We start from the raw sequence: 26197 nt of genomic DNA, 5'->3' as shown, positions 1-26197 counted from the left end.
ATCATGGCACGACCGGGCGCGCCACCAGCTCGCTCCACCGAGCGGTGAGCGGCAGCGTCGTCGTGGTCGACGACGTGTACACCGACAGGCCGATCCCGCCCGCGGCCTGCAGCGCGGCCGTGGTGCTCGTGCCCGACAGCGTCCACGCGGTCGGCTCCGGCGAGCCCGAGGCCCACACCTTCGCGCGCAGCGTCGTCGTGCCCGTCCCGGTCACCTGGAAGCGTGCCTGCAGGGTCTGCCCGGCCGTGTACGTGATCCCCGGGACGTTCACCTGGGCCACGGTGACCGTCGTGCCGGCGGAGATCCCGACGATCGACGCCCGGACCACGCCCGTCGACAGCATCTTCAGGCGCAGGCGGTAGCCGTCCGTCGTGCCCGCGGTGCGACCCGCGAGCTCGAGGTCCGTGCCCGAACCCGTCGGCATGACGTCGAGCGCGACCTTCGCCGTGAGGTCGGTGCTGGTCGACGAGACCGGCAGGAAGGACGACAGGCGGAACCCGGCGCCGGTGACGCGCATCGCGCCCGTCCCGCTCGCGACCGAGAAGTTCGCCGCACCGCCCTGGACCGTCCACGCGCCACCGGTGTCGGCCGAGCCCCAGCCGCCCGTGACCGACCGCGCGAACGGGTCGAGCGCGAACGGGGCGTCCGCGGGCGGCGCGGCCACGGTGACCTCGCGGGTCGTGGTGCCGGTGTCGCCGTCGTCGTCCGTCGTCGTGAGCGTGATCGTGTACGTGCCGTCGGCCGCGTACGTGTGGTTCGCCGTCGCGCCGGTCGCGGTCGCGCCGTCGCCGAACTGCCACGCGTACGACGTGATCTGGCCGTCCGCGTCGGTCGAGGCCGACGCGTCGACAGCGACCGCGAGGTGCGTCGGCGTCGCCGTGAAGGCCGCGACCGGGCCCTGGTTCGGCACCGGCGCCGCCACGGTGACCTCGCGGGTCGTCGTGCCGGTGTCGCCCCGGTCGTCCGTCACGGTCAGCGTGACCGTGTACGTCCCGGCCGCGGCGTACGTGTGGGACGCCGTCGCGCCCGTGCCCGTCGCGCCGTCGCCGAAGTCCCACGCGTGCGCGGTCAGGGTGCCGTCGGCGTCGGCCGACGCGGAGCCGTCGACCGCGACCGTGAGGTCCGTGGGCGTCGCGGTGAACGCCGCGACGGGCGCCTGGTTCGGCGCCACGACCGTGACCGTCCGGACCGTCTGCGCGCTGCCCCCGCGGTCGTCCGTGACGGTGAGCGTCACCTGGTAGTCGCCGCCCGCCGCGTACGTGTGCGTCGGGGCGGGTCCGTCGCCCGTCGCGCCGTCGCCGAACGTCCACGCGTGCTGCGTGATCGTGCCGTCCGGGTCGGACGACGTCCCGGCGTCGAACGCGACCGTGAGGTCCGTCGGCGCCGCCGTGAACCCGGCCGTCGGCGGCTGGTTCGGCGCGACCACGGTGACGTCGTGGACGACCTGCGCGGTCGCACCCTTGTCGTCCGTGACCGTCAGCGTGACCGTGTACGTGCCGCCCGCCGCGTAGGTGTGCGACGGGGTCGCGCCTGTGCCGGTCGCGCCGTCGCCGAACGTCCAGGCGTAGCCCGCGACGGTGCCGTCGGAGTCCGTCGACCCGGTGGCGTCGAACGCCACGGCGAGGTCGGTCGGCGTCGACGTGAAGGCGCCCACGGGCGGCTGGTTCGGCAGCTGGCCCGTCTTGCCGAGCGCGTAGTGGTTGGTCACCGTCTGCGCGTCGAGCACCGAGGAGTAGACCGCGACCTCGTCGATCGTGCCCGCGAACCACGCCTGCGGGCCCCACGTCGTGTCGCCGAAGATCCGCCAGTAGCCGTTGTACGCCTGCGCGCCCGTCTGCGGGTTCGTGCCCTGCAGCGCGCCGTCGACGTACAGCTTCATGCCGTCGGCGCCCTGCGTGGCGACCAGGTGGTGCCACTGGTTGTTGTTGTACGACGCGGCCGTGGTGATGGTGTTGGCCACGCCCGTCCAGGTGCCGAACGTCAGGCGCCCGTTCGTCTCCATGTAGACGTGCCGGTCGTAGCTGCCCGACACCCCGGTGTTGGTGTCGCCGAAGCCGATGAGCTTGCCGCCGTTGTTCGTCGACGTCTTGAACCACAGCTCCTGCGAGTAGACGGTCGGGTTCGAGACCTGCTGCGTGCTCGCGACGAGCGTGTTGCTCGAGCCGAGCGACCGGATCGCGGTGTTGCTCACGCCCGACAGCGCGCCGGACTGGCTGCGCAGGAACGTGCCGCGGTACACGCCCGGCGTGCCGTACGGGCCGGAGTCCGCCGCGGTCGTGCCCGAGCCCTCACCGAGCCGCCAGTAGAGCTCGGGGCCGGCGTCGTAGACCGCCTTGCCGTAGGCGTCGGCGGGCGCCGGCGGCTTGGCGACGGTACGGCCCGAGAGCGTGTAGTGGTGCTCGACCTGCGCGACCGTGAGCGGCGCCGGGTAGACGGCGACGTCGTCGATGCTGCCCGCGAGGTAGCTGCTCGTCGGCTGGTTCGGCCACCCGCCGAGGTTGTCGCCACCGATCCGCCAGTAGCCGGCGTACGCCTGCCCGGTGGTCGTGTCGGCCCGCTGCCCGACGCGACGCCCGTCCACGTAGAGCTTCATGCCCTCGGTGCCCATCGACGCCACGACGTGGTGCCACTGGCCGTCGTTGTAGGCCGCGGAGCTCGTGAGCGTCCGGACCGAGCCCGGGTAGACGCCGAACGTGATCTTCCCGGAGTTCTCCATGTAGACGTGCCGGTCGTAGCTGCCCGACGAGCCCGTCTGCAGGTTGGAGAAGCCGACGATCTTGCCGCCGCGCGTCGTCGTGGTCTTGACCCACGCCTCGACCGCGAACGAGTCCGGCCCCTGGATCGGCGTGCTGGTGGCGCCCGTGGAGCTCGCGGTGCCGTCGAACGTCGACGCGGCGTTCGGGTCGTCGGCGATCGCGCCGGTCGCGCCGCGCGTCACCGTGGACCCGAGCGTGAGGTCGGACCAGCCCACCCAGTCGAACGCGGTGGTGCCGCTGGGCTCGCCGAGCCGCCACAGCGACGTGGCGCCGTCGGTGCGGACCTGCTGCGCGTACGGGCTGATCGAGGAGTCGTCGGACACCGTCACCTGGACCTGGTCGGTGATCGCCGAGTTGCCGAACGGGTCGACCGCCTTGACGCGGTACGTGTAGGTCGTGCCGGGGGCGAGCCCGGTGTCCATGAAGCCCATCTGCGGGCGCTTCCACACGACCGACGCCGCGGTGACGGTGTGGATCACCTGACCGTTGCGCGACACCGTGTACGTGAGGTTCTCGTTGTCGCGGTCGTAGTTCGCGGGCCAGCTCAGGCGCACCGTGCCGGACTGGAACGACGCCGCCGACAGCGGCCACGTGGCCGACGCCAGGCGCGGCCCCTGCTTGTTGGGCGCGGTGTCCGTGCGCGCGAACCGCGCGAGGCCCTGCTGACCCTTGTTGTTGACGATCGTGAACTCGCCGGCGTACAGGAGGTACTGGTCGTTGCCCGTGACCGTCCACGGCCCCTGGCCCTGACCCGTGTACGAGCCCGAGTTGATGTCCGGGTACCAGTTGAGCAGCGTCGGCGTGGGCTTGCCGGCGTAGTTGTAGTAGCCGTACGGGTCGGCGGTCGCGACGCCCGTCACGGCCTTGCTGAACGCGAGCGCACGGTAGAAGGTCCACGGCTCGGTCTGCGGGAAACCGCCGATGTTGCCGCAGTAGTGCGGGTGCCCCGCGACGTACACCGCGTCGCCCGGGCCGGGCCAGGCCGCGTACGTGTCGCCGTGGCAGTCCTCGACCCAGACCAGCTCGCCCGTGGCCCAGTCACCGCGCGCGGTGCCCTCGAGGTTGCCGGTGCTGCCGAAGACGTAGCCCGTGACGTAGAAGCTGGTCGCGTCGGTCGTCAGGCTCGTGATGGACGCCTGCGTCGAGCCGTTGCGGATGAGCCCGTTGATCGCGAGGGGCAGCGTCGCACCCGTGACGGCGTCGACGCGCGCGAGGCCGTACCCCGGGTTGCCGCTGCCGTTGAACGTCGAGAAGTTCCCGCCGACCATGACCTGCGTCTGGTCCGGCGACACGACGAGCGCGCTCACCGAGCCGTCGTCCGCGCTGGGCGCCCACGGCAGGAGCGCGCCGTCGGCCGCGTTGAACGCGGCGACCTTGTTGCGCGGCGACCCGTTGGCGTTGGTGAACGAGCCGCCGACGTACACGGTCGTGTTCGTCGCGACGATCGTGCGGACCTGGGAGTCGACGCCCGGGTTGAACGTCGACACGAGCGCGCCCGTCGCCGCGTCGAACGCCGCGATCCGGTACCGCGCCTGCCCCGCGATGCTCGTGAAGCTGCCCCCCGCGTACACGCGCGTCCCGTCGGGCGACACGGCGACCGTCCGCACCTGCGCGTTGGGGTTCGGCGCCCACCCGGCGTCGAGCACACCGGTCGCCAGGTCGTACGCGAGGAGGTTCGCGCGCGGCACCAGGTTGGTGCCGGCCGCCGACCCCGCCGGACGCGCGTTCGCGAAGTCGCCGCCGACGAAGACCCGCGACCCCGCGATCCCCTGCTGCCAGACGACGCCGTCGATCTGCACGGTGGGCAGCGAGTCGGCGGCGACCGTCAGCGGCGTCCCCTCGAGCGGGGCGGTGTCGGCGGCGGCCGGCGTCGCGAGCGTCGCGCCGGCGAACGTCAGTGCGGCGGCTGCGACGAGCGCGGAGGATCGGGCGACGAGTCCGCGGAAGCGGGTCATGGGGCACCTCGGGGGCGACGGGGGCGCGCGGCAGGGCGAGCCGCGCACGAGGATCGTAAGCAGCGGAAACCGCCCCGAAGGGGGTGGAACCGGGTGAACTGGACGCGCAACCGGGTGATTCGGACGAATCGTTTCGCCGGTGCGGGTGGCGCGGCGCGGGGGGCCGCCCAGGGGAAGCCTTTGCCGTGCTCTCCCGGGACGCCCGACGGCCCCGCCTCCCGCGGGTGCGCGGGACGGCGAGGCCGTCGATGTGCCGGTGCTGGGCGCCGGTCAGGCGGTGACGGGACGCGCCGTCAGCTGGCTCCACCGGGCGGTCAGCGGCAGCGTCGTCGTGGTCGACGAGGTGTAGACCGACAGGCCCACACCGCCGCCCACCTGGAGCGCCGCCGTCGTGCTGGTGCCGGTGAGGGTCCACGTGGCGGGCTCGGGCGAGCCCGCGGGCCACACCTTGAGCCGCAGGGTGGTCGTGCCCGTGCCCTCGACCTGCAGGCGCACCGACAGGGTCTGCCCGGCCGTGTAGGTGACGCCCGGGACGTTGACCTGCGCCACGGTCGCGGTCGTCCCCGCGGACACCCCGATGAGCGACGCGCGCACGACGCCCGTGCTCAGCATCTTGAGCCGGGCGCGGTACCCGTCGGTCGTGCCGACCGTGCGGCCCGCGACCTCGAGGTCCGTCCCGCTGCCCGTCGGCGCGGCGTCGAGCGCCACGTCCACCCGGACGTCGGCGCTGGTCGACGAGACCGGCAGGAACGACGACAGCCGGAACCCGGCACCCGTGACGCGCATGGCGCCCACGCCCGACGCGACCGAGAAGTTCGCCGCGCCGCCCGCGACCGTCCACGCACCACCCGTGTCGGCCGTGCCCCAGCCGCCCGCGACGGTCCGCGCGAACGCGTCCGCGGCGAACGGCGCGTCGGCCGGCGGGGTCGTCACGGTGACGTCGTGCGTCGTCTGCGCGGTCGCGCCGTCGTCGTCGGTGACCGTCAGCGTGACCGTGTACGTGCCGTCGGTCGCGTAGGCGTGCGACGCCGTCGTACCGGTCGCCGTCCCGCCGTCGCCGAAGTCCCAGGCGCGCTGCGCGATCGTGCCGTCGGGGTCGGACGAGCCGGCCGAGTCGACCTGCACCGAGAGCCCGGTCGTCGCCGTCGTGAACGCGGCGACCGGCGGCTGGTTCGGCGGCGGCGCGGTCACCGTCACGTCGTGCGACACCTGCGCGGTGTGGCCGTCGTCGTCCGTCACGGTCAGCGTCACCGTGTGCGTGCCGCCGGTCGCGTAGGTGTGCGACGCGGTCGCGCCCGTGCCGGTGCCGCCGTCGCCGAAGCTCCAGGCGTACGACGCGATCGTGCCGTCCGGGTCGGCGGACGCCGAGCCGTCGACGTTCACCGTCAGGCCGTTCGCGGTCGGCGTGAACGCGGCCACGGGGGGCTGCTCGGGCGCCTCGCCCGTCACGCCGAGCGTGTGGTGCGCCGCGACCGTCCCCGGCGCGAGCGCGAACGGGTAGACCGCGACCTCGTCGATCGCGCCGTTGAAGTTGTTCGACGTCGGTGCGTTCGGCCAGCCGCTGAGGCTGTCGCCGCCGATCCGCCAGAAGCCGGTGAAGTTGCGGCCCGACGGGTTGTCGGCGCGCGACGCGACAAGCGCGCCGTCCACGTAGAGCGCCATGCCGTGGCCGTCCATCGTGCCGACGACGTGGTGCCACTGGCCGTTGTTGACCGCCTGCGGCGACCGCACCGTGCGGTTCTGCCCGGGGCTCGCGCCGAACTGCACGCGGCCCGCCGAGTCGACGTAGAGCTGGCGGTCGCGCGTGCCGCTCGTGCCGGTCAGGCTCGTCGAGTTGCCGAAGCCGACCACCCAGCCGCCCTGGTTCGACGTGGTGCGGATCCACGCCTCGACGGACAGCTCGTTCATGTCCTGCTCGCGCTGCGGCGCGACGACGCGGCTGTTCGTCGTGCCCGCGAACGTCGTCGCCGTCGTGGCGTCACCCGCGATCGCGCCCGTCGTGCCACGGGTCAGGGCGGTGCCCGTCGTGGCGTCGTCCGTGCCGGCCGCGTCGAGCGCGGTCGTGCCGCTCGCCTCGCCCAGGCGCCAGTAGTGCGACGCGCCGTCCGTCATGACGGTCTGGGCGTACGGGCTCACCGGTCCGGTGCCGTCGGCGACGACCTGGACCGACGGGCTCGTGACGGTGTTGCCGTACGGGTCGGAGACCCGCACCGCGTACGTGTACGACTGCCCGGGCGTCAGCCCGGTGTCGGTGTACCCCTGCGTCGGCCGCTTCCAGATGGTCGACGGCTTGACCTCGTTGGACACGGGCTGCCCGTTGCGCAGCACGCGGTAGGTGAGGCCCTCGTTGTCGAAGTCCGCGTTCGCGGTCCACGAGACGCGCACCGCGCCCGTCCCGATCCCGCGGGCCGACGGCGTGAAGTCGGCGCCCGTGAACCGCGGACCCTGGTCGTTCGGGGCGATGCTCGGCACCGCGAACCGCACGAGACCCTGCTGGCGGCGGAAGTTCACGTTGAGGAACTCACCGCCGTACACGATGTACCGGTCGTCGCCGGTGACGGCCCACGGGCCCTGGTTCTGGCCGGTGTAGGTGCCGGTGTCCAGGTCGGGGTAGAAGTTCAGCATCTCGGGCGCGTCGGTGCCCTCGAAGTTGGTGTAGCCGAGGTGCTCGCGGCCGAGCTTGCGCATCGGCTGCTTGGTGTACGCGTCGGCGCGGTAGAACAGCCACTCGTCGTTCTGCGGTGTGCCGCCGACGTTGCCGCAGTAGTGGTGGTGGCTCGCGGCGTAGATCACGGGACCCTGCGCGTGCACGGCGTACGAGTCGCCGTGGCAGTCGGCGATCCAGCGGATCGAGCCGGTCTCCCAGTCCGCGGCGAAGACGCCCTCGAGCGTGCCGCCCGAGCGCCCGAACGTGTAGCCGGTGCCGTACATGTTGTCCGCGTCGCCCGTGAGGCCCGTGATCGACCCCGCGGTGCCGCTGTTGCGGATCTGCGACGTCGCCGGGAACGACAGCGGGGCGCCGGTCACCGCGTCGACGCGCGCGAGCCCGTCCGGGGCCGCGGTGCTGCCGTTGAACGACGTGAAGTTGCCGCCGACGATCACGGTCGCGCCGTCGGGCGAGACGGTCAGGGCGCTCACCGAGCCGTCGTCGACGGTCGGGTTCCACGGCAGCAGCGCACCGTTGGCGGCGTTGAACGCGGCGAGCCGCGTCCGCGTCGCGCTGCCGGCCTGCGTGAAGATGCCGCCCGCGTACACGGTCGTGTTGGTCGCGGCGAGCGCCCGGACCTGGCCGTTGGTGCCCGCGTTGAACGTCGAGACCAGGGCGCCGGTCGCGGCGTCGAAAGCGGCGATCCGGTAGCGCGTGACGCCGGCGATGCTGGTGAAGTTGCCGCCGACGTAGATGCGGGACCCGTCGGGCGACTTCACGACCGCGCGGACCTGCGCGTTCGGGTTGGGCGCCCACCCGCCGTCGAGCACGCCGGTCGTCACGTCGAAGCGCAGGAGGTTGGTGCGCGTGACCGTGTTGACTCCCGCCGCCGCGCCGGCCGGGCGCGCGTTCTGGAAGTCACCGCCCGCGTACACCTGGTTGCCGACCATCGTCTGCTGCCACACGACGCCGTTGATCTGCACCGTGGGGAGCGCGTCGGCGGCGACCGTCGGGGGCAGCCCGGGCGGCGGGGCGGTGTCGGCCTGCGCCGGCGCGGCGCCGACGACCAGCCCGACGGCGACCGTCGCCGCAGCGGTGAGAAGGGCCCACGCACGAGCGACCGGACGACGGTCGGTGACTGGACGCAGAGACATGACGACACCCCGGGGCGCTCGGACAGTGGGCGAACGCGCACGATCCTACGAGCGCGAAACCGCGCAAAACAGGACAGGACGGGTGAAAACACCGGTCACGACGGGTGATACTCGGACACCCGTCCGAGCGGGAGGGACGCGATGACCTGCGCAGACGCACGTCGCCCGGCCCGCGCCGGGTGCGGCTCGGGCCGGGCGTGCGTCGGGTGCTCAGGCGCTCGGGCCGGCGCCCTCGAAGAGGACCGTCGTGACGGTCGGGTCGTAGCTCACGGTCACCTGGAGGCGGTCGCGCTGGTCGGCCGGCACGTTGAAGACGTAGACGCCGGTCGCCGTCGCCCCCGGCGGGACGGAACCCGTGAACGGCCTGCCGCCCGGCCCGCTGAGGGGCTCGCCGGGAGCCAGGTCCTGCCCCGCGTAGACGTTGACGACGGCCTGGGTGAGCGGGACCGCCGCAGCGGTGCCGTTGGTCAGGCGGACGGTCACCCGGACCGCCGGCCCGGCCACCTCACCCGGGCCCTGCGCCTCGCCGGCCACCGACTCGACCTTCGTCAGCTCGGCGGTGACCCCCGACGCGAACGCCGCGGGCTGGTCGAGGGCGACGGCGGGCTCGGTGACCGGTGTGAACGGGGCCGCGGGGTCGGCGTCGTCGGTCGCGCCGCCGCCCGGCTCACCGGGTGCGGGTGCGGTCGGCGTCTCGACGGGCGTCGCGGGTGCGCTGGTCGCTCGGGCCGTGGAGCGGGACGGCGTCGCGGACGACGTGGGCCCGGCCTCCGCGCTCCCCGACTGCGCGACGGCGGCCCAGACGACCCCGCCCGTCACGAGCACGACGAGGACCGCGACGGCGACGACCGCCCAGCGCGGCACGGGCCGGCGCGCCGGTGCCTCGCTCACGCCTCACCACCCCGGGCGTCGCCGACGGGACGGCGCAGCGTGCGCATCTCCGCGAACCAGGAGCGCAGCGCGAGCGCGAGGTACCCGGCGGTCGCGAGCGCGAGCAGCGCGTACACGACGCCGAAACCCGTGGTCCACCCGTACAGCAGGAAGGACAGGCACAGCACGCCGTAGTCCGTCGGCGCGACGACCAGCGAGCGCAGCACCGACGGCCGCTCGCCGCCCGCGGTCGCCCGCATCGTCACGCCCGCCTGCCGGCGGAGCTGGTCGTTGAGGATCATCGCGAAGAACAGCACCGACCACACCGCCGAGTACGCGAGCGGCACGAGCAGCCACGCGTCCGGCACGGCGTCGGCGCGGTACAGGCCGACCAGCAGCGCCAGGTGCAGGCTCGACACCTTGACCGCGTCGATGATGTGGTCGAGCCACTCCCCCGCGATGCTGCCGCCGCCACGCAGCCGCGCGACCTGCCCGTCGGCCGAGTCGAACGCGTACCCGACCAGCAGCAGGACGGCCACGAGCACGCCGGTCCACCACGCGACGGGCGCGAGGGCGAGGACGCCGATCGCGGCGAACGTCCAGACCGCGCTGATCGCCGTGACCTGGTTGGGCGTGAGCCCCGCGCGGTAGGCCCACGCGGCCAGCACGCGGCCCGCCCGGCGGTTGACGAACCGCGAGTAGGCGGGCGCCCCGCGGGCGCCCTTCTGGACGGAGCCGAGACGACCGAGCGTCTCGCTGAACGACTCCGAGACCGAGGTGGTCACCGGCTCCTCCTGGTGCAGCGGCGTGGTCGTCATGCGGCACCGTCCGGACGGGCCGGGACGGCGTCGGTGGGGACGCGCACGGGTGCGGGGTCAGGCGACGGTACCGCCGTCGCGTCGGACGCGGGGCGCCGGCGGCCCGACGGCCGGCGCCGCCCGCGGAATTCACCCGCGGCGAGCCGGCGGCACAGCCGCTCGTACCCGTCGGCGACGTCGTCCCAGTCGTAGTCCTCGGCCCGTCGGCGGGCTGCCGCGCCGCGCACGAGCGCACCGGCCGGGTCGGCCTCCGCGTTCTCGACGAGCCGCGCGACGTCGTCGGGCGTCGCGAACCAGCGGCCCGCGTCCCCCAGCACCTCGCGGTTGAACGAGACGTCGTAGGCGACCGTCGGGGCGCCCGCGCCGATCGCGCGCAGCAGCGACGGGTTGGTGCCGCCGACGCTGTGCCCGTGCAGGTAGGTGAGCGCGTGCGCGTAGAGCTGGTCGAGCAGGTCCTGGTCCCAGACGCCCCCGAGGAAGCGCACGCGGTCGTCGGCCGCGGCGTGCACGCGGCGCGTGTACTCGTCGGCGTACGGCGCGGACCCGACGACGACCAGCGGGAGCCGGGCGCCCGAGCGGCGGTAGCCCTCGACGACGAGCTCGACGTGGTTCTCCGGCTCGAACCGCGCCACCACGAGGTGGTAGCCGCGGGGCTCGAGCCCGGCGTCGGCGAGCTTGTCGGTGCCGAGGCCGTCGAGGAGCGGCGCGCCGTACGCGATCTGCTCGGTGCGCGCGCCGAACTCGGCCGTGTAGTAGTCCGCGATGCCCGCGGCGTCGGCGATGAGCGCGTCGGACCAGCGGACGGCGAGCGCCTCGGCGGCCCGGTAGTAGCGACGGCCCGCGCCGCCCCACTTCGCCCGGCGCCACTCGAGGCCGTCGACGTGCGTCGCGACGGGGATGCGCGCGGCGCGGAGCGCGGGCAGGAAGACGGCGTTCGCGGCGTTGAAGACGACGGCCGCGTCGTGCCGGTGCGCCACCTGGTGCCCGACCGACAGCGCGGTGTGGCTGAGCGTCTCGAGCGAGCGACGGCGCAGCGCGGGCAGGTGCACGAGGCGCATGCCGCGGTACGTGGGGACGCGGTCCGCGGGCTCGGGCGTTCGGCAGTAGACCAGCACGTCGTGCCCTCGCGCGGCGAGCCGGCCGCCGACCTCGTCGACCGCGGTCTCGAAGCCGCCGTAGCGTGCCGGGACGCCGCGCGTGCCGATGAGCGCGATGCGCAGCGGCCCGTCCTGCGAGCGCGTCATGTGGGTCCTTCCGTCGTCCCGCACGCGGGAGTGGGCCCGGTCCGTGGGGGGACGTCGAGCATCCCTCGCCGCGGGCGCGGCGGGGTACCGCCGTCCGGGTCGTCCGTCTGTGTCCGTTCCGGCCGCGACCGGACCGGGAGCTCGCCGCGGTGCGGGCGGCGCTGCGTCAGTACGCGCCGGCGCCGGTGACCACGGCGCGGAACGTCTTCCACAGGATCATGAGGTCCATCGTCACGGACCAGTTGTCCACGTAGCGCAGGTCGAGCCGGATCGACTCGTCCCACGGCAGGTCGGAGCGGCCGCTCACCTGCCACAGGCCCGTGATGCCGGGCTTGACGCGCAGGCGCTGGTGGACCGCGTCGTGGTAGCCGAGCACCTCCTCGCGCAGCGGCGGGCGCGGGCCGACGAGCGACATGTCGCCGCGGACCACGTTGTAGAACTGCGGGAGCTCGTCGAGCGAGAACCGCCGCAGCACGCGTCCGACGGGCGTGACCCGCGGGTCGCGCGCCATCTTGAACATGAGCCCGTCACGGTCGCTGCTGTCGAGCAGCTCGGCCCGGCGCCGGTCGGCGTCGCGGTACATGCTGCGCAGCTTCCAGATCGTGAACTCGCGCCCGTCCACGCCGACTCGCGTCTGCGTGTAGAAGGCGCGCCCGGGCGACGTGAGCCGCACCGCGAGCGCGGCCACCAGGATGACCGGCGCGACGAGCATGAGGGCCACGAGGCCGAGCGCGCGGTCCATGACCGCCTTCGCGACCAGGCGCCGGCGCGGGGGCTCGATCTCGAGCCGCAGCAGCGACAGGCCTGCGGTCGGGTGCACGCTCACACGCTCCTGCGCGACCTCCACGAGGCCCGGCGCGACGACGAGCTCGGCGCCCGCGCGGCGCAGCGCCCACGACAGGCGGCGCAGTGCCTGCCCGCTCAGGGCGTTGCCCGCGACGACGACGACCGACACGGCGTAGTCGGACACGATCTGCGGGATGTCGGCGAGCGCGCCGAGCGTCGGGACCGGCACCTCGGTCTCGGGCTCGACGTCGGACAGGCACGTGCCGATCACGAGGTAGCCGTGGTAGGGCGCGAGGCCGAGGTCGTCGATCACGTCGGCGACGGCCACGGTGTCGCCGACCACGATCGTCCGCATCATCGCCTGCCCGCGGTTGCGTCGGGCGTGCAGGAACCGGCGGTGCACGTAGCGCGCGGTGCACGCCGCGGCCGCCGCGACGGGGACGCCGACGAGGACGACCTCACGCGGGACGGGCAGCGTCGTGAGGTAGGCGATGGCCATGACGAGCGCCGCGAGCAGCACCGACGAGCGCAGCAGCACCTGGAACTCGCCCGGACCGTCGCCCAGGTTGTGTCGCTCGTAGCCGCGCATCGCGGCGACCGTGACGGGCAGCGCGACGGCGGACAGCCCGCCGAGGAGCAGGGCGGAGGACCACGAGTCCCCGCCGAGAGCCGCGGCCGCGGTCACGCCCGCGCCGACCGCGATCGCGTCGATGGCGACCGTCACGCGCTGGTAGCCGGACGCGCTGTGCACCCACGGGAGCGCGCCGAGCGCGTCCTCGCCGGAGTTGTGCTCGGTCGCCCGGCGCACGAACGGCTCCGGGGACGCCCACGAGCGTCGGGGGAACTTGGCGGGTCGGCGCCGCTCGAGCCACGCGTCGGTCCGTTCGGACCCGTGCCCGGCTGTCAGCGTCATGAACACCCACCCCCCTCGTGCGAGAACTGTGGATGAACGTAATACGGGGTGTATGTCTGATTCATCACGCTAGACCGCTTTTCACCCGTGCGCCCGACTGTGCCCTGACTCACACCCGATCGTGTTCACCCGGTGCCGGACCCTCCGGGCAGCGCTCTCCGCGCGTGCAGGGTGTCCGTCCAGGTCAGCGCGCGCGCAGCAGCCAGGCGTCCGCGGCGAGCCGGCCGTCGACCTCCGGCAGGTCGGCCAGCACCGACGCCACCGGGCGGCGCGACGCGAGGAGGTCGACGAGCGCGGCGGCGACCTCGGCGGGCGGCGCGTCGGGCGCCACGACCCCGTGACCGTGGTCCGCGAGCCACGCGGCGAGCCCCGTCTCGGTCGTGGCGAGCACGGCGCAGCCGTGCGCGAGCCCCTCGACGACCGGCAGACCCACCTGCTCTCGCCACGTCCGCGTGCGCTGCGACAGCAGCACCGCGACGGCGGCCCGCCGTTGGTGGGCGTGCACCTCCGCCCGCGGCGGGTCGACCACCACCGTGACCTCGGGCCGGTCGGCCACGGCCGCCCGCACCTCGTCCAGGAGCGGGCCCTTGCCGACGAGCGTGAGCCGCGCCCCGGGGCGAGCCGCGACGACGGCGGGCCACGCCGCGAGCAGCTCGCGCACCCCCTTGCGCTCCTCGAAGGCGCCCACGAACAGCACCTCGTCCACGTCCTTGCCGTCGAGCGGTCCGCACGTGCACGCCGTCGGCAGCGCGGGCAGCAGCACCTGGTCCGCGTGCCGCAGCGCGGGGACCCGCGCACCGTAGAGCTCCTGCGCGGCGGGCGTCCCGAACACGACGCGGTCGACGCGGCCCGCGACGCGTGCGATCAGGCGCGCGTCGAGCCAGCGCCGGGCGCGGCCGGCGGGTCCGGGACGTGCAGGCGGGCGGAAGGGGTCGTCGTTCGCGATCGCGTAGGTGACGACGAGGGCGCGGGGCCGGCGCCGGACGCGCCGCGACAGGTCGACGGCCGCGAGCGCGAGCGCGGACCGCCGCAGGCTCGACACCATGAGCGGCTCGTTCACCTCGACCTCGCGCACGTCGGACCGCGCGAGCACCCACGCCGCGCGGGCGGGCCCCGCCTCGACGAGGTCGAGCCCGCGCGCGAGCGCCGTGTCGAAGTCGTAGCGACGCCGCCGGTAGACGATCGAGGCGGGCGCGAGCTCGTGGGCCCGCTCGAGGTGCGCGGTGCGCAGCGTCTCGTAGAGCCGGACGCGCGGCAGCGCGGTGCGGCCGGCGCCGGCGGCGCTCGCTGTCGTCACGGGTCTCTCCTCGTCGTCCGGGTGACCCCGCGGGGGCCGGAGGGCCGTCCGGCCTGCGGTCTCACCCGCTCCCGGCCGCCGTCGCGGGGTGTGCGACAAGATAGCGTTCGTCCGTGCTCGGGATCGTCGTCGTGAGCTACGGCTCCGCCTCGCTGCTGCGCGCGAACCTCGCCGACGTCGACGTCGCCGCCCTGCGCCGACCGGCCGCGGTGGTGGTCGTCGACAACTTCAAGGGTCCGCGCGAGCGCTCCGACGTGCGCGCGGTCGCCGCCGAGCACGGCTGGGAGCTGGTCGAGAACCCGACGAACGCGGGGTTCGGCGCTGCGGTCGACACGGGCGTGGCGCGGGCCGCGGCGCTCGGCTGCACGTCCGTCGTCGTCGTGAACCCCGATGCGCGCGTCACGGCCGCGGTGCTCGACGCGCTCGCCGACGCCGTCGCCACGTCCCCCGGGACGCTGGTGTCGCCGCGCGTGCTCCGGCCGGACGGCCGTCCGTGGTTCACGGGCGGCGCGCTCGACGTCGCCGGCGCGCGGACGCGCAACGTGGAGGCGCCCGCGGGCCCGCAGACGGCGGGGTGGCTGTCGGGGGCGTGCCTCGCGGCGGACGTGGGCGAGTGGACGCGCGTGGGCGGGTTCGACGACGACTACTTCCTCTACTGGGAGGACGTCGACCTGTCGGCGCGCTGGACGGCGGCCGGCGGCACGCTGCAGGTGCGGCACGACCTGGTCGTCGTGCACGACGTCGGCGGCACGCAGGAGACGGCCGGGTCCCGCGCGAAGTCGCCGACGTACTACCGCTACAACTGCCGCAACCGGCTCGTGTTCGCGGCGAAGCACCTGCCCCCGGCCGACGTCCGCCGCTGGTTGTGGCGCACGCCCGCGTACGCGTGGCAGGTCCTGCTGCGCGGCGGGCGGCGGCAGCTGCTGCGGCCCGTGCGCCCGGTGGGGGCGGTCGTCCGCGGTTCCGCGGAGGGCGTCGGCTGGGCGGTGCGCGCGCTGGTGCGCCCCGCGGCGCGCGCACGACGGACGGAGGTGGCCGCGTGACGCGGGTCGGGGTCGACGCGCACGTGCTCGACGGCAAGTTCCAGGGCACGCGGACGTGGGTGCTCGAGACGCTGCGGCGGGCTCCGGCGCTCGCGCCCGACCTCACGTTCGTCGTGTACTCGGGTGACCCGGCGCGCACGGCGTCGTTGCTCGGGGACGTCGAGGTCGAGCACCGCGTGCTGCCACCCGGCGGGCCGGTCGGCCGCAACCTCCGGTTCTGGCCGCGCGCCGTGCGCGAGGACCGTCTCGATGTGCTGGTGACGCAGTACTTCAGCCCGCCGCGCTACCCGGACCGTCAGCTCGTCGTCGTGCACGACGTGCTGTTCGAGACCCACCCGGAGTTCTTCGGCCGCGGGACCCGTTGGCGCAACAAGGTGCTGGTGGGCTGGTCGGCCCGGCGCGCGGGGACGGTCGCCACGGTGTCGGAGTACTCGCGGTCGCAGATCGCGCGGGTCTACCGCCGGCGCGCGGAGGACGTGCTGCTCGTGCACAACGGCGTCGAGCCGCCCCCGCCGACGTCCGCCGCGCTGCCGGAGCAGGTGCCGGCGGGGACGCGGTACGCGCTCATGGTCGGGCGCCTGGAGCCCCGCAAGAACCTCGCGCTCGCGCTCGACGCGTTCGCGCGGGTCGCGGACCCCGACGTGCGGCTGGTGGTCGTCGGGCGCGACGACTTCGAGGACCCGACGACGCTCGCGCGCCTCGCCGCCGAGCCGCGCGCCGTCCACCTGAGCGACGTGCCGCAGGACGAGCTGTGGGAGCTGTACCGGCGCGCGACGGTGTTCCTCTTCCCGAGCCGTGGCGAGGGGTGGGGCATCCCGGTGCTCGAGGCGCTCGCCGTGGGGACGCCGGTCGTGGCGTCCGACGCGACGGCCGTCCCGGAGGCCGGGGGTGCGGCGTGCACCTACGTCGACCTCGCGGCGCCCGACGCCGCGGGCGCGTTCGCCGCGCACCTCACGGACGCGTTCGCGGGGCGGCTCGTGCTCGACGCCGACGCGGCGCGCCGCCACGTGGAGGCGTTCGGGTGGGACCGGTCGGCCGCCGAGCTGGTCGCGGCGCTGCGCCGCGCGGCCGCCGTCCGGGAGACCGCCGCGCGCTGACGCTCCCCGTCCGGTAGGCGGGACGACCGTCCGTCACCCGGACGCGTGACGCCGCGTTCACCCGTCCGGCCCTCCGCCCGGCCGGCGCACGCGCATTTCACCCCGTCCCGCACGCCTACCAGAAGCGCGCCGCACGGGTGCGCCCGCTCCCCCGGGCGGCGGAGCGCGGCGCCCCGGAGAGGCCGTCGGCGGGGGCGCGCCGCACCCTCCCCGAGGCCCGACCAGGGCCGTTCGGGTGACGGCGTCGATAACGATTTCGTCCGATTGCTGCCGTCGTGGGCGATACGCGACGCACCTGTGACATAACTCACCTGGAAAACTTGTCACCCCGGGCAATCCGGACATTCCCCAGCGAAGGCACAGGTCAGGGTATGTCGGACGTCGCCGGGTGCCCACTTCAGGACATAACGGCTGACATAAAGTTGGGACCAGTGGCGCAAGTCCGGCGGAATCCCGCCGATAAGTTGATTGGCGTCGCGAACCGCGGGCCAGGCAGCCCGCAGGTTCCCCCGGGCTCCTGCCCCGGCCACGACCCGACCCGGTCGAGGGCCCTAGCGACTCTCATACCCCGAGGAGTTTTTGCATGTCTTCCGCACGCCTGCACGTCTCCGCGCCGGTCCGCCGCGCCGCCCTCGCGGTGCTCACCGGTGCGCTCTCCGTGGGCCTCGTGAGCCTCGCGGTCCCGGCCTCCGCGACGACGCCCGACTACACCAGCAGCGCCCAGTCGCTCGCCGCGACCATCACCGCCCCGACGACGGTCGCCGTCGACGCGTTCGGGCGCACGGTGCAGGGTGGCTGGGGCACCGCGACGACGGGTGGGGCATGGGCCGCCGCCGGCGGCGACGCGACCGACTACACCGTCGCCAACGGCACCGCGAGCATGGCCGTGCGCAAGGCCGGCTGGCAGCTCAGCTCCTCGCTGCCGTCCGTGAAGTCGACCGACACCGACCTCCGTGCGGTGGTCAGCCTCGACAAGGCGCCGGTCGGCGGTGCCGTCGACGCCGACGTCACGGGCCGCAACGTCTCGGCCACCGCGGCCTACCGCCTGCGTGCGAAGGTGCTGGCCGACGGCAACATCCGCGCGTCGCTGATCAGCGTGAACGGCTCGACCGTCACGACGCTCTCCTCGCAGACCCTCATGGGCCTGGGCGCGGCCGGCAAGCAGCTCAACGTGCGCCTGGTCGTCACCGGCACCGCGCCCACCACGCTCAAGGCGAAGGTCTGGTCGACCACCGCGACCGAGCCCGCCGACTGGCAGCTCACCGCGACCGACAGCGCCGCGGCCCTGCAGGCCCCCGGCGGCATCGCGTTCGCCGGCTACACCGGCTCGTCCGTGACCAACGCCCCCATCACGGTCCGCGTCGCCGACGTCCGCGCCACGTCCACCGAGGCGTCGGTCCCCGCGCCCGTCGCCCCGGGTGCCGTCGGCACGTACGTTCCCGACGCGACCACCACCGGCGTCCCGAACGGCACCAAGCTCACCGTGCACAACGGCGACCTCACCATCACGACGCCCAACACCGTGATCGACGGGCTCGACGTGCGCGGCTTCGTCAAGGTCGCCGCCCCGAACGTCACGATCAAGAACTCGATCATCCGCGGCCGCGCGACCTCGACGCAGACCGCGCTCGTCACCAGCGCGTCCTCGACCGCGTCGGTCACGGTGATCGACTCCGAGCTCTACAACTCCGTGCCCGGCCCCTGGGTCGACGGCGTGCGCGGCTACAACTTCAAGCTCCAGCGCGTGAACCTGCACGACGTCATCGACATGGCCCACATCTACGGCGACAACGTCACCATCGAGGCCTCCTACCTGCACGACAACCTGCACTACGAGGTCGACCCCGCCCAGAACAACACCCCGAGCCACGACGACTCGATCCAGATCCAGAAGGGCAACAACATGCGGATCGTCGGCAACAACATCTCGGGCGCGTTCAACACCGGCATCCAGTTCACCCAGGACCAGGGCACCGTCTCCAACGTCACCATCGACAAGAACATGCTCGACGGCGGCGGCTGCACCGTGAACCTCGCCGAGAAGGGCAAGGGCCCCTTCCAGGGGATCACCGTCAAGGACAACAAGTTCGGGCGCACGACCAAGAACTACAACTGCGCGATCATCGCGCCCACCACCACAGTCGTCACCACCTCGAACAACTACTTCACCGACGGCGTCGTCGCCTCGGTCCGCAAGGGCAGCTGACCAGCCCATCTGCACACCCCGGTCGCGCCGGTCCCACCGGGCCGGCGCGACCGCACGACGGAGCCCGCCCCGGACCCCCCGGGGCGGGCTCCGTCCGTCGTGGCTCAGGACGGGCGGGTGAAGACGTCCCACATGTCGAGATCCGTTGCCTCGCGGTCCCGACGCAGGTCACGAACAGGTCACGGCGTCCGGGACGCATGTCCGAGACGCCGTGATTCCGCCGAATGGGTGTTTCTCCTATAGTCGGCGTGCGCGGCGAGCCAGGGCCACCTACGCGACGAAGTCGCAGGCCCGGGCTCTCGCGGGCACGGCAGGACCCTCCACGAACGGGTGCTCCCACCCGTGACGGACCCTGTCGGATCGCCGCTCGACGACCTGGCCCCGACCTTCGGAGACCGCCCGTGCGAGGACGACACAGCGAGACGCAGCACCCGCCGACCCACCGCGCAGCACGCCGCCCACGGGCGGCCGCACCGACGCGGCGCCTCGTCACCACGGTCGCCTCCGCCGCAGCCCTCGCCGTCGCCCTCGTCGTCGCGATCATCGCCCCCGCGGAGTCCGCCCCCATCGGGGTCTACCGCCCCGTCGCCCCGAACCGTGTGCTCTCCGGCACGACGCTCGCCGCCGGCGGCACCGTCACCGTCACGCTCCCCGCGGTCCCGGCAGGCGCGACGTCCGCCACGCTGCAGGTCACGGCCGCCCGCACGACGGCGGCGACCACCCGCGTCTCCGTCTGCCCCGGCACCGCGGCGACGGACGCCTGCACCGCCGCACCCGCGCTCGTCGTCACGGCCGAGGAGCCCGCGTCCGCGACGGTCTCCGTGCCGGTGAGCGCCGCACGACCGACCGTCACCCTCCAGGCGAGCGCCGACACCCGCGTGTTCGCCGACCTGCACGGGTTCGGCGTCGACGCCGCCAAGGGCTCCGCCGCCGAGGACTCGCTGTACGTGCCCGTCGACCCGCACCGCGTGCTCGAGACCACCGTCTCGGGTCGAGGCACCACGACCGTCGCCGTGCCCGAGGCGCCGAAGGGCGCGACCGCCGTCGCCCTGCGCCTCACGTCGACCGCGAGCACCGAGACGTCCTACGTCGCCGTCTGCCCCGAGGGCCAGACCGCGGCGACGTGCGCCGCGACGTCGGTGCTCAACCCGATCCCGGAACGCGCCCGACAGGCGTCGCTCGTCGTCCGCCTCGGTGCGGGCGGGACCCTGCAGCTCTTCAACCAGCAGGGCGACCACACCATCGCGGTCGACGTCGACGGCTGGTACGTCGCCCGGACCGTCAGCAGCACCGGCGGCAACCTCCAGACGCTCGACGAGCCGGACACGCTCGGCGCGACGGTCGTGAGGTCCGGCGCGAGCACGCCGCTCCGGCTCGAGGACGTCCCCGCCAACGCGACCGCCGTCCAGGTGCGCCTGACCGCCAAGGGCGCGTGGCGCCCGACCACCGTGAGCGCGTGCCCGGGCACCGCCGCCTCCGACGAGTGCCGCGAGACGTCCTTCCTCGTCGCGTCGCCCGACGCGCCCGCGCGCAACCAGGCGCTCGTCCCGCTCGGCGGCTCTGCCCGCGACACCATCACGCTCACGTCGACCGACGCGAGCGTGCGCGTCACGCCCGAGGTCGTCGGGTACGTCGTCGGACCCGGCGGCGTGACCGTGCCACCCCCGACGCGGACGCCCACGCCCACCGCGACCCCCACGCCGACGCCCACCCCGACCCCGACGCCGACCCCGACGGCCACGCCGACCGCGACCGCCACGCCCAAGCCGACCGCCGCCCCGACGGCGACTCCGACGCCCAAGCCGCAGACGACGGCAGCCCCCGGCTCGGCCAAGCCCGGCGCGTCGAACACCGGCGTCCCCGCCGGCACGCGGCTGACCGTGCACGAGGGCGACCTCACGGTCACCACGCCCGGAGCGGTGGTCGACTCGCTGGACATCCGCGGGTTCGTCAAGATCGCCGCGCCCAACGTGACGATCAAGAACTCGATCATCCGCGGCTACGCGACGACCATCCAGCGCGCGCTCGTCACCAACAACACGAGCGGTGCGAGCGTGCTCATCCAGGACAGCGAGCTCTACGCGCAGGCCCCGTCCGCCCACATCGACGGCGTGCGCGGCTCGAACATCACCGTGCGCCGCAGCAACATCCACGACGTGATCGACGTGTTCCACCTCACCGGCGGCAACGTGACGATCGAGTCGTCCTGGCTGCACGACAACCTGCACTACGAGAAGGACCCGCTGCAGAACAACACCCCGAGCCACGACGACACCGTGCAGATCCAGGCCGGGTCCAACATCACGATCGTCGGCAACACGATCGAGGACGCGACCAACAGCGGCATCCAGTTCACGCAGGACCAGGGCGTCGTCTCGAACGTGACGATCTCCAAGAACTGGGCCGGGGGCGGCGGGTGCACCGTGAACTTCGCCGAGAAGGGCAGGGGCGCGTTCCAGGGCGTCGTCATCACCGACAACGTGTTCACCCGCGACCAGCGCGTCGCGAGCTGCGCGATCATCGCACCGTCGAGCACGACCAAGGTGCTGACCGTGGCGCGCAACACGTGGACCGACGGCAGCCCCGTGAGCGTCTCGCGCGGCGACTGACGGCAGCACGGACGACCGAGGCCGGCACCCGATCGACGGGGTGCCGGCCTCGGTCGCGTCCAGGCGCGCGGCGGTACGCCGGCCGTCGCCGCCCGGCCCGCGGGTCGGGCGCGCGGGCGGTACGCCGGCCGTCGCCGCCCTGACCGCGGTCAGGCCTTGGTGTGGAAGCGCAGCTGCGCCTTCTCGAGACCCTCGACGACGACCGCCTCCACGGCGTCCGCCGCCGCGTCGACCAGCCACGGCAGGTCCTTGAGCTCGGGCTTCGCGAAGTCCCGCAGCACGAAGTCGGCGGGGTCCATCCGACCCGGCGGCCGGCCCACGCCGACGCGCACCCGCACGTAGTCCTTCGACCCGAGTGCCTTCGTCGTGTCACGCAGGCCGTTGTGCCCGCCCTCGCCGCCGCCGCGCTTGAGCCGCACGTCCGCGAACGGGATGTCGAGCTCGTCGTGCACCATGACGACACGCTCGACGGGCACGTCGTAGTACTTCGCGAGTGCCGCGACGGGCCCGCCCGAGACGTTCATGTACGTCGTCGGCTTCGCGAGGATCACGCGCGGACCCGGCACGCCGCCCGGGAGCGTCCCGAGCCGGGCCTCGGCGACGGCCGCCTGAGGCCGTCGCGACAGCACGCCGCCACCCTTGCCGCCGAACGACGCGCCCGTGCGGCGCGCGAGCTCGTCGAGGACCATCTGGCCCACGTTGTGCCGGTTGCCCGCGTACTGCGGCCCGGGGTTGCCGAGACCCACGACGAGCCACGGTCCGTCGGTCATGAACGCTCCCTGCGTCGAGGTCGGACGAACGACGACGCCCGGCACCGCAGGAACGGTACCGGGCGTCGCGGGTGGTGCTGGAGGCTCAGGCCTCGGCCGGGGCGTCCGCGGCGGAGGCGGCCGACTGCTCGGCGGCGAGCTCGGCAGCGGCCTCGTCGGCGGCGATGTCGTCCGCCGACGCCTGCGGCTGCGAGACGGTCAGCACGATCGCCTCGGCGTCCGTGACGAGCGTCGCGCCCTTGGGGAGCGTGAGGTCGCCCGCGTGGACGATCGCGCCGGCCTCGAGGCCCGCGATGTCGACCTCGACGTTCTGCGGCAGGTGCGTCGCCTCGGCCTCCAGGGACACGGCCTGCGTCTCGACGACGTGGATCGTGCCGGGCGCGGACTCGCCGACGACGTGCACCGGCACCTCGACGGAGACCTTCTCGCCCTTCGTCACGATGAGCAGGTCGACGTGCTCGATGACGTTGCGCACCGGCTCGATCTGGACGTCCTTGGCCAGGGCGAGGGTGGTCTTGCCGTCGAGCTCGATCTCGAAGAGCGCGTTCGCGTGCTTGACCGCGAGCATCGTCTCGTGGCCCGGGAGGGACACGTGGACCGGGTCCGAGCCGTGCCCGTACAGGACGGCGGGGATCTGGTGGGCGCGGCGCAGGCGGCGGGCGGCGCCCTTGCCGAACTCGGTGCGGGCGGTGGCGACGAGCTTGACCTCGGACACGGTGACTCCCAGGAGCAGGCGTCCGCGACCGGGCGCGGACGGGGTGACGGTGAGATGACGGTGCCGCCACCGAGGCGGCGGCACGTGACGAACGGCGTGGGTGGTGGCCTCGACGCGGGGCGCAGGACGGGCACGCGGAGGCGTGCGCCCAGTCGATCACGGAGCTGGTGCGGCCGTGCGACCCGGGCGGTGGACCTGCACCGCACCTGGGCCACGTCGTACGACCGTCCGACGTCCCTCGCCGAGGCAACCTGACGATCTTACCCGCTGGCGGCACCCATCCCCAACTCCCGCCCGGCCGGCCCACGACCGGGTGACCGCCAGGTCACGACACCGGCGATCGTGCCCGGGGCGTCGTGCGCGGCCGGGCACCGCGACGGCCCCGGACCCGCGTCGCGCGCAGGTCCGGGGCCGTCGGTGCAGGTCAGGCGTTGCCGTCGAACAGCGACGTCACCGAGCCGTCGTCGAAGACCTCGCGGATCGCGCGCGCGATCAGCGGTGCGATCGACAGGACCGTGAGCTTCTCGAAGCGCGTCTCGTCCTCGATCGGCAGCGAGTCCGTGACGATCACCTCACGCGCGCCGCTCTCCTGCAGGCGCTCGGCCGCCGGGTGCGACAGGACGCCGTGGGTCGCGGCGACGATGACGTCCTTCGCACCCGCGTCGAGCAGCACGCGCACCGCGCCGGCGATCGTGCCGCCCGTGTCGATGAGGTCGTCGACGAGCACGCACGACCGGCCCTCGACCTCGCCGACGACGCGGTTCGCGACCGTCTTGTTGGGGCTGCGGATGTCACGCGTCTTGTGCACGAACGCCAGGGGCGCCCCGCCGAGCTTCGCCGCCCACTGCTCCGCAACGCGGATGCGGCCGGCGTCGGGCGAGACGACCGTGACGTTCGACGAGTCGACGCGCGTGCGCACGTAGTCGATGAGCGTCGGCATCGCCCACAGGTGGTCGACCGGGCCGTCGAAGAAGCCCTGGATCTGCGCGGTGTGCAGGTCGACGCTCATGAGGCGGTCCGCGCCGGCCGTCTTGAACAGGTCCGCCAGCAGGCGGGCCGAGATCGGCTCGCGACCGCGGTGCTTCTTGTCCTGGCGCGCGTAGCCGTAGAAGGGCGCGACGACGGTGATCGTCTTCGCGGACGCCCGCTTGAGGGCGTCGACCATGAGCAGCTGCTCCATGATCCACTGGTTGATCGGCCGGGCGTGCGACTGCAGGACGAACGCGTCCGACCCGCGCACCGACTCGCCGAACCGGGTGTAGATCTCGCCGTTCGCGAAGTCGTAGGCCGTCGTCGGCACGAGCTCGATGCCCAGGTGCTCCGCGACGTCCGTCGCGAGCTCGGTGTGCGCGCGTCCGGAGACGAGCACGAGGCGCTTCTCGCCGTCGTTCGAGACGATGCCGGTCATCGCGCCGACTCCTCAGGGGTCGTGCCGGCCGGGTCGGCGAGCGGGGTGGGCTGGTCGGGCAGGTCGGGCGGGGGCGTCTGGCGCGGGCCGCTGGCGGCCTGGGCGGCGCGCTCGCGCTCGGCGCGCGCCTGCGGGGACAGCTCGTCGGCCGCGCCGACACCGGCACGCGCGGCGGCGTCGGCGGCGGCCGTGCCGGCCCGGGCGCGCACGACCCAGCCCTCGATGTTGCGCTGCGAGCCCGCGGACACCGCGAGGGCGCCGGGCGGGACGTCGCGCCGGATCACGCTGCCCGCACCCGTGTACGCGCCGTCACCCACCGTGACGGGCGCGACGAACATGTTGTCCGCGCCCGTGCGGGCGTGCGAGCCGATCGTCGTGCGGTGCTTGTTGACGCCGTCGTAGTTGACGGTCACCGACGCGGCGCCGATGTTCGTGTGCTCGCCGATCGTCGCGTCACCCACGTAGGACAGGTGCGGGACCTTCGAGCCCGTGCCGATCTGCGCGTTCTTCGTCTCGACGAACGTGCCGATCTTGCCGTCGGTGCCGAGCACCGTGCCCGGCCGCAGGTAGGCGAACGGGCCGACGCTCGCGCCCTCGCCGATCACCGCGAGCTCGCCGTGCGTGCGGCTCACCGTCGCGCGGGGGCCGACCTCGACGCTCGTGAGCGTCGTGTCCGGGCCGACCGTCGCGCCCTCGCGGACGACCGTCGCACCGTGCAGCTGCGTGCCCGGCAGCAGCGTGACGTCGCGCTCGAGCTCGACGTCCACGTCGACCCACGTCGTCGCCGGGTCGACGACGGTCACGCCGTCGCGCATCCAGTCCTCGAGGATCCGGCGGTTGAGCTCCGCCCGCAGCCGCGCGAGCTGCACGCGGTCGTTCACGCCCTCGACGATCACGGGGTCGTCCGTCCGCAGCGCCCGGACGTGGCGCCCGTCGGCGCGGGCGATCGCCAGCACGTCCGTCAGGTAGACCTCGCCCTGCGCGTTGTCGCGACCGAGCCGGCCGAGCGCGCCGCGCAGCACCGCCGCGTCGAACACGTAGATCGACGAGTTGATCTCGGTGATCGCGCGCTGCTCGTCGTCCGCGTCCTTCTGCTCGACGATGCCGAGCACGTCGCCCGTGCCGGGCTCACGCAGGATGCGGCCGTAGCCGGTCGGGTCGTCGACCTCGGTCGTGAGGACCGTCACGGCGTTGCCGTCCGCGTGGTGCGCGGCGAGCAGCTCGCCGAGCGTGCCCGCGTCGAGCAGCGGGACGTCACCCGCGACCACGACGACCGCGCCGTCGAGCAGCACACCCGCGGCGGAGCCGGGCTCACCGACGCCGTGACCGGTCGCGCCGGCCGCCTGCGCCTGCGCGGCGGCGTCGAGCGCCGACATCGCGACCTGGACGGCGCGGCCGGTGCCGGGGATGTCGTCCTGGTCCGCGAGCAGCGCCTGCGGGTCGACCTCGGCGACGTGCGCCGCGACGGCCTCGCGACCGTGGCGGACGACCACGACGACCCGACCGGGGTCGAGCGCGCGAGCCGTGGCGAGCGCGTGGCCGAGCATGCTCCGGCCGGCGAGGGTGTGCAGGACCTTGGGGGTTGCCGAGCGCATCCGCGTTCCCTCACCAGCAGCGAGGACGACGACGGCAGCCGGGCGGGGGAACGTCACCTGTGGGTGCTCCTCGCGGGTCTGCCCGGAGCACTCCGGGCGGCGGGACCGTGGGCACCTGCACTCTACCGCCGCGTCCGGGGCGTCCCGACGGCCCGTCCCGCCGGCGCGCACCGCTCCCCCGGACGCGCCGCGCACGGTGCCGTCGTGCAACCTGCTCCGCCCCCAGGATTCGAACCTGGACCGCAAGGCTCCAAAGGCCTGCGTGCTGCCGTTACACCAGGGCGGACCGGCGCCGTGCCGTCGGCCGACAGTCT

Annotated in this window: 15 protein-coding genes and 1 tRNA gene; 4 read left to right on the top strand and 12 right to left on the bottom strand. The window is 74.0% G+C overall.

Going from position 1 to position 26197, the window contains the following annotated elements; all coding sequences use genetic code 11:
- Position 1: 1 nt before the first annotated feature.
- The 7 genes from GXP71_RS00820 to GXP71_RS00790 all read right to left on the bottom strand — a co-directional run bounded on the left by GXP71_RS00820 (position 2) and on the right by GXP71_RS00790 (position 14440).
- Positions 2 to 4711: a PKD domain-containing protein gene (locus GXP71_RS00820; protein ID WP_162351102.1), complete on the bottom strand. Its 4710-nt coding sequence runs from the start codon at positions 4709 to 4711 to the stop codon at positions 2 to 4.
- A gap of 270 nt (positions 4712 to 4981) precedes the next feature.
- Positions 4982 to 8512 (bottom strand): PKD domain-containing protein, encoded by a 3531-nt coding sequence (locus GXP71_RS00815; RefSeq protein ID WP_162351101.1) that lies wholly within the window; start codon positions 8510 to 8512, stop codon positions 4982 to 4984.
- Between the two features lie 210 nt (positions 8513 to 8722).
- Positions 8723 to 9403: a hypothetical protein gene (locus GXP71_RS00810; RefSeq protein ID WP_162351100.1), complete on the bottom strand. Its 681-nt coding sequence runs from the start codon at positions 9401 to 9403 to the stop codon at positions 8723 to 8725.
- Entirely contained in the window at positions 9400 to 10200 is an 801-nt protein-coding gene (locus GXP71_RS00805) for a CDP-alcohol phosphatidyltransferase family protein (protein ID WP_162351099.1), read from the bottom strand. Before GXP71_RS00805 ends, GXP71_RS00810 begins: the two co-directional genes overlap by 4 nt.
- Positions 10197 to 11444, bottom strand: coding sequence for a DUF1972 domain-containing protein (locus GXP71_RS00800; protein WP_162351098.1), 1248 nt, complete (start codon positions 11442 to 11444; stop codon positions 10197 to 10199). Before GXP71_RS00800 ends, GXP71_RS00805 begins: the two co-directional genes overlap by 4 nt.
- 166 nt (positions 11445 to 11610) lie before the next feature.
- The gene (locus GXP71_RS00795) at positions 11611 to 13143 is read right to left on the bottom strand and encodes a sugar transferase (protein ID WP_162351097.1); all 1533 of its coding nucleotides are present in this window, start codon (positions 13141 to 13143) and stop codon (positions 11611 to 11613) included.
- A gap of 184 nt (positions 13144 to 13327) precedes the next feature.
- Positions 13328 to 14440, bottom strand: coding sequence for a glycosyltransferase family 4 protein (locus tag GXP71_RS00790; RefSeq protein ID WP_202924304.1), 1113 nt, complete (start codon positions 14438 to 14440; stop codon positions 13328 to 13330).
- Positions 14441 to 14553: 113 nt separating this feature from the next.
- On the opposite strand from GXP71_RS00790, the gene GXP71_RS00785 reads away from it, so the two are divergent.
- The 4 genes from GXP71_RS00785 (at position 14554) to GXP71_RS00770 (ending at position 21395) form a co-directional block, all read left to right on the top strand.
- Positions 14554 to 15483 carry a glycosyltransferase family 2 protein gene (locus GXP71_RS00785; RefSeq protein ID WP_162351096.1) on the top strand — a complete coding sequence of 310 codons (930 nt, stop codon included), beginning with the start codon at positions 14554 to 14556 and terminating at the stop codon, positions 15481 to 15483.
- Complete coding sequence (locus tag GXP71_RS00780; RefSeq protein WP_162351095.1) at positions 15480 to 16580, top strand: glycosyltransferase family 1 protein; 1101 nt, start codon at positions 15480 to 15482, stop codon at positions 16578 to 16580. The genes GXP71_RS00785 and GXP71_RS00780 overlap by 4 nt, the downstream gene beginning before the upstream one ends.
- A gap of 583 nt (positions 16581 to 17163) precedes the next feature.
- Positions 17164 to 18786, top strand: a complete 1623-nt coding sequence (locus GXP71_RS00775; RefSeq protein WP_162351094.1) for a right-handed parallel beta-helix repeat-containing protein — start codon at positions 17164 to 17166, stop codon at positions 18784 to 18786.
- A gap of 401 nt (positions 18787 to 19187) precedes the next feature.
- Entirely contained in the window at positions 19188 to 21395 is a 2208-nt protein-coding gene (locus GXP71_RS00770; RefSeq protein WP_162351093.1) for a right-handed parallel beta-helix repeat-containing protein, read from the top strand.
- Positions 21396 to 21544: 149 nt separating this feature from the next.
- Here the strand turns inward: GXP71_RS00770 and pth are convergent, their stop codons facing one another.
- The 5 genes from pth to GXP71_RS00745 form a co-directional block, all read right to left on the bottom strand.
- Entirely contained in the window at positions 21545 to 22165 is a 621-nt protein-coding gene (gene pth, locus GXP71_RS00765) for an aminoacyl-tRNA hydrolase (protein ID WP_162351092.1), read from the bottom strand.
- An 85-nt stretch (positions 22166 to 22250) separates the two neighbouring features.
- Positions 22251 to 22880 (bottom strand): 50S ribosomal protein L25/general stress protein Ctc, encoded by a 630-nt coding sequence (locus GXP71_RS00760; RefSeq protein ID WP_162351091.1) that lies wholly within the window; start codon positions 22878 to 22880, stop codon positions 22251 to 22253.
- A gap of 424 nt (positions 22881 to 23304) precedes the next feature.
- Entirely contained in the window at positions 23305 to 24288 is a 984-nt protein-coding gene (locus GXP71_RS00755) for a ribose-phosphate diphosphokinase (protein ID WP_124342936.1), read from the bottom strand.
- Complete coding sequence (gene glmU / locus GXP71_RS00750; RefSeq protein WP_162351090.1) at positions 24285 to 25940, bottom strand: bifunctional UDP-N-acetylglucosamine diphosphorylase/glucosamine-1-phosphate N-acetyltransferase GlmU; 1656 nt, start codon at positions 25938 to 25940, stop codon at positions 24285 to 24287. Before glmU ends, GXP71_RS00755 begins: the two co-directional genes overlap by 4 nt.
- A 157-nt stretch (positions 25941 to 26097) precedes the next feature.
- Positions 26098 to 26169: transfer RNA gene (locus GXP71_RS00745), tRNA-Gln, on the bottom strand.
- Positions 26170 to 26197 lie beyond the last annotated feature (28 nt).

It is taken from the genome of Cellulomonas sp. H30R-01, assembly GCF_010119915.1.
Classification (GTDB): Bacteria; Actinomycetota; Actinomycetes; order Actinomycetales; family Cellulomonadaceae; genus Cellulomonas; species Cellulomonas algicola.
This window is presented reverse-complemented; position numbering and strand designations above follow the sequence as displayed.